Origin of the sequence: Acaryochloris sp. IP29b_bin.148 (genome assembly GCF_028285565.1) — a bacterium.
Classification (GTDB): domain Bacteria; phylum Cyanobacteriota; class Cyanobacteriia; order Thermosynechococcales; family Thermosynechococcaceae; genus Acaryochloris.
On the sequence record NZ_JANQOY010000091.1, the window covers coordinates 1 to 3,770 of the forward strand.

Sequence of the window (3,770 nt, forward strand, 5' to 3'; positions counted from 1 at the left end):
GAAACTCATATGCAAGCCGAATCTCTTTCACAGAATGTTTCTTGGCCATCCTCAGAAGTTTGAGCTGTTGGTGAGTTAGGGATGGAATATGAGTCATGGCGAATCTCAATCGTCCAGTCTATTTACTGACTAGAGTAAAATACGGCGGTACGATTCAGACTCTAATCATGAGCTGAGTGACTAGCGAGTTTCTTCCACCTCACCAATTGGTTCTTCCAGGACTTGTTTTTGCTATAGGTCGCGACATACGCTTTTTCAGGGTCAAAAATATCCATGTGGTCAATGGTGATATCCAGACTGTCATGACTCGACCGATCTTCACACTTGGGTAGGGTCAGGGTTTGGGGGCAAAAGTCGAGAAAGATGTGAGATTTCGTCACATGCTTGCAGGCAATGGGAATCTCAACTCTTTGCTTGGGTTTGCAGTGTTCATCAATAAGGGTTAGCTCTAAGATATCGCCAACCTTGAGTTGATGTGACAAGGGTTCTAGGTCTTGATTTTCGGCCATAGAAGATTTCTTATCTCGTTAGTCACATTAAAATAGGTGTATTTGTCAGTTTAGGCTGATATTAGATGGGAATTGCCAGCAAAAGAGTATCTTTTTAGACCAATTACTCCGCTTTTGCTTTAGCCACAATTTCAACACTGGAGAATTTTTGGAGTACGGGGCTTTTACATTGAGATATTGCTGTCAGTGGCCCTCACTTGTAAATTCATCTACTTTTTAAAGCTTTCTTCCTGCAATTTCTTATGCATATATCATAAATATTGGACTTGCAACCGTGATTGATCTTAAGTAATGGCAGCTACTTAAGCTCTAATACCATAAACGTTAATGCGATTCATTTCGTAGTTGTATGATCAATTCTCCTGAGGGTGGTAATGTTGATTTCTTCCTAGCACGTAAGCTGTAGTTTTAGAAATTATTGTCCCGTATCTGTTGGATAGCTCGTTGGTAGAGTTTTAGATTATTCTGTTGCTTGTACAACTGAGCTGCTTTCTGGAGACTTTTTTTTGCATGAGATTTATAACCTAAGTGGGTGTAGGCTAAGCCTCGGTTTAAAAAGGCGTCAGCATATTTAGGATTGATTTCAATAGCTTGTGTAAAGTCTGCAGTAGCTTGGCGGTATATTTTTAAATCGTAGTATGCATTACCACGCTCGTAATAGGCTTTGTCATATTTAGGATTTATTTTAATGGATTGGTCAAACTCCTTGATAGCTTGGCGGTATTGCTTTAACGCTAAGTAGACATTTCCCCGGTTTTTATAGCTTTCTGCATGATTGGGATTAATTTTAATGGCTTGGTTCACATCTGCCATAGCTTGGGGGTATTGCTTTAGCTCTAAGTAGGTAAGCCCCCGGTTGTTATAGGCTGCTATATATTTAGGATTAATTTTAATAGCTTGGCTCAAATCTGCAATAGTATCTTGATACTTGCCTTTTCTATAGTTTGTTTCAGCTTGTAGAAACCAATCATCTGCAGTTAATGTCGTATTTGTTGTTTTTGTTGCCTTGTCAATGAATCCTAGATTAGGGCTGAGAGTTGCTGCTAAGTTTAAAAAAGTATTGATGGGAATACCTAGATTAAATCCAGTTTTCTGATACACCGTTTCTGTCTTTTGAACTGACTGTTCAGCATCTGCACGACCGTGAATAGCAATTAGTTTGCCTTGACTATTTAGAACTGCTCCCCCACTCATTCCAGGTAAGGTGTCGTTGCTATATACCAACGCATAACCATCTGCTAAAGGACGTTTAGCATTAGCCTTGACTCTCCCATCTGAAAAATTCCATATGGATTGTGTAATAGCTGCTGTTGGTAATGGGAATCCAGAGACATAGATTAACTCTCCAACTTTAACCGTTGTAGAGTCTCCCATATCAGCCACTTTATAAGTTTTTGAACTCGTAAACTCCACGAGAGCTAAATCAACATTGGGAAATTTCTTGACCTTGCTGTAATCCAACTTATGAAGCTGACCATCAGGCGTGACTACATCATAGTTATCCTCAGTAGCTACGACATGTGCTGCTGTAAGGACTGTATATACGGTGCCTTTACGCTTAATAATCACCCCTGAACCTGGATTCTGACCATCAATTCGAACCGTCACAGCTTCAGCAATCGAACTCACTTCAGTAGCGTTCAGTGCTAGCGCAGATTGAAGGGGCATAGTTGCAATCGCTGTTACACCAAAGATCATTGGTATTAAAGAATAGGGTGATTTCATTGAAGTTGAGCCGAAGCGCAGAAAAGTCTCAACTCATACTAACTCTGAGATGTAGATACTTGGTTATGCTTGGAACTTTTGAGATGCAAGTATACAAAAAGTCTTGTAGTTCAAAAGTTTTAGAGGAGGCGTAACAGATTCCTAGCCTAAGATCATTTATTAAAAAAATTTCAGAAATTTGCCAGAAAATAGATATTTAATCAGCGTAAGCTAGGAATCTGTTATGCTTCCTGTCATGATTGGCCTCCATCCTTGCTCAACAAATAGTCAACTGCCCGCTTCAACTGTAAAGTCTGCTCTGCTAATTGACCATGTAAGGTCTGCATTGCTAGTTGGCCTTCAATCAACAAGTCGATTTTCTTATCCGTAGCTTTTTGCTGCTCTAGGACTTGACCAATTGTGGCAGTATTGGCTTGAGTTGCATCTAGCAAGCTCTGGGTAGAGGCTGCAAGGGCGTCAAGCCGATCATCGGTCCATCTTTGAGGATTGCTGTTTGTCATATAGATACGCTTCTACTGAATCTGAAGCTTTAACACTAGTCTAATTTCATTGGATAGGGGTGAGCCACTAATCAGCCAATCAGTTCCGTGTAAATTTTCGGATTCTGTACAGGATTGATATTACCTAGGCAACACAGAAATCGTAGAGAATTTGAAAGATTAGAGTTGAGTCTCAGTCGGCTAATTTTAGGTGCAAAGTCGGGGGCGAGCTCGGAATCAATCATCTCCCCCCTCCCCTTTGAATCCTTCCGCTAATTGCTTTAGCGTCACTCCGAGAGTTTCACACAAGACCCACGTTTGCCACGGATCAAGCTTTGGCTTGGTTGTATTACTTTCCCAGTTATATATCGTCTGGGTTTTAACCCCAAGCTTGGCTGCAACAGCAGCTTGAGAAAGCCCCGCGCGCCCTCTTGAGATTTTGAACCACTCAGAAAAAGTAAGTTTCAATTTAACCGCCAGGTTGATCATGAACATCCTCTCTAGTTTAGGTTTTTGTCCTTTACTTCTAAAGTATATCATTTAAATATTAAAAATATAAGAAACAGTATTGAAATATAATTTGAATTAGGGTATGCTTATTACATAAGCAAAGGCACTCACGTCCCGGCAAAGTTCAGTGAGCGCCTTCTAACCAAAAACCCTAATCACATAGGATTCAGTCAACATGCATTCTACTACCTCTAAGCCTCAAGCCACTAGTTAGCGGCCAAAAGGTCTGGGTCAATCAAATGAATCGTGAATAGCCTGATAGGCTAAGGGAGAAAGTCATTCTAATCCTTATTGGCAGGGCATCAGATGGGTCACTTGTGTATTTCTATTGGTTGGGTTAAAGACGATTCTCCCTCATCCACTATGAGTGAATTGAATCGGATTCCTGTCCCTACCTTGGAAGTAGATGAGACGTCTCTGGGCCATACACTGGACGCTCTAGAGCAGCAGACCATCACGATTGGCCAACAGATGATGCGGCATTTGTTATGTCTTCATTGGGATCTACTCGACCAACAGCAGGTCGATGAGTACTGTGCTCAATTTG

5 protein-coding genes are annotated in these 3,770 nt (G+C 41.0%); 1 reads left to right on the top strand and 4 read right to left on the bottom strand.

The features are described from left to right. Nucleotides 1-161: 161 nt before the first annotated feature. The 4 genes from Q0986_RS08885 to Q0986_RS08900 form a co-directional block, all read right to left on the bottom strand. A complete protein-coding gene (locus Q0986_RS08885) occupies nt 162-509 on the bottom strand; it encodes a hypothetical protein (RefSeq protein WP_299408212.1) in 348 nt (115 codons plus the stop codon). A gap of 408 nt (nt 510-917) precedes the next feature. Then, complete coding sequence (locus Q0986_RS08890) at nt 918-2,234, bottom strand: tetratricopeptide repeat-containing serine protease family protein (RefSeq protein WP_299408215.1); 1,317 nt, start codon at nt 2,232-2,234, stop codon at nt 918-920. A gap of 233 nt (nt 2,235-2,467) precedes the next feature. Then, nucleotides 2,468-2,734, bottom strand: a complete 267-nt coding sequence (locus tag Q0986_RS08895) for a hypothetical protein (protein WP_299408218.1) — start codon at nt 2,732-2,734, stop codon at nt 2,468-2,470. 216 nt (nt 2,735-2,950) lie between these two features. Beyond that, complete coding sequence (locus Q0986_RS08900; protein ID WP_299408221.1) at nt 2,951-3,202, bottom strand: helix-turn-helix transcriptional regulator; 252 nt, start codon at nt 3,200-3,202, stop codon at nt 2,951-2,953. Nucleotides 3,203-3,529: 327 nt separating this feature from the next. On the opposite strand from Q0986_RS08900, the gene Q0986_RS08905 reads away from it, so the two are divergent. Continuing rightward, the coding region (locus Q0986_RS08905; protein ID WP_299408224.1) for a hypothetical protein at nt 3,530-3,770 on the top strand (241 nt) is incomplete at its 3' end.